The following is a 1142-nucleotide window of genomic DNA, read 5'->3' on the forward strand; positions in this document are numbered from 1 at the left end:
GGTGAAAAGCACCCCGGGAGGGGAGTGAAACAGTACCTGAAACCGTGCGCCCACGAGCAGTCGGAGCACCTTTATGGTGTGACGGCGTGCCTTTTGTAGAATGAGCCAGCGAGTCGCTGGCGCGGGGCGAGGTTAACCGAAAGGGAGCCGGAGCGAAAGCGAGCCTTAACAGGGCGACTTGAGTCCCGCGCCGCGGACGCGAAGCCGGGTGAGCTATCCGTGGGCAGGCTGAAGCGGGGGTAAGACCCCGTGGAGGGCCGAACGCACGTCGGTTGAAAACGGCGGCGATGACCTGCGGATAGGGGTGAAAGGCCAATCAAACCCGGAGATATCTCGTTCTCCCCGAAATAGCTTTAGGGCTAGCGTCGCGCGTTCACCGCCGGAGGTAGAGCACCGGATGGACGAGGGGGCTTCGCCGCCTACCGAATCCAACCGAACTCCGAATGCCGGCGGCCCAGAGCGCGGCAGTCAGAGCATGTGGGCTAAGCTGTGTGCTCGAGAGGGAAACAGCCCGGACCGCCCGCTAAGGTCCCCAAGTTCCAGCCGAGTGGCAAAGGATGTGCGTCCGCCCAGACAACCAGGATGTTGGCTTAGAAGCAGCCATCCATTCAAAGAGTGCGTAACAGCTCACTGGTCGAGTGGACATGCGCCGACAATACACGGGGCTAAGCTGGACACCGAAGCGGCGGGATTTTAATTCATTAGAATCGGTAGGGGAGCTTCCCATGGGCGGAGAAGCCGGAGGGCGACCGACGGTGGAGCGCATGGGAGTGAGAATGCTGGCATGAGTAGCGAGAGACGAGAGAGTAACTCGTCCGCCGTGAACCCGAGGTTTCCTGGGCAAGGCTAATCCTCCCAGGGTCAGTCGGGGGCTAAGGCGAGGCCGGTAGGCGTAGCCGACGCGCAGCAGGCAGACATTCCTGCACCGCGCACGCGGCGCTACGACCGACGGGGCGACGGATGGGGGTGGCTCGGCGGGGTTCTGGACGTCCCCGTGATGGAGCGCGGCCCGCGGACCAGGGAAATCCGGTCCGCAGAAGGGCGAGGCTCCGGACGAAGCGACTGAGCGAAGCGAGTGAGCCCGAGGTCCCTAGAAAAACCCCTAGGCAGGCGCGTGCGCGCCCGTACCGCAAACCGACACA

At 63.6% G+C, this 1142-nt stretch carries 1 rRNA gene; it reads left to right on the forward strand.

Features of this window, described 5'->3' with window-relative positions:
- Positions 1–1142 (forward strand): 23S ribosomal RNA (locus tag AB5405_RS09815); the annotation flags it as partial.

Source organism: Collinsella aerofaciens (assembly GCF_040920445.1).
Classification (GTDB): domain Bacteria; phylum Actinomycetota; class Coriobacteriia; order Coriobacteriales; family Coriobacteriaceae; genus Collinsella; species Collinsella aerofaciens_BH.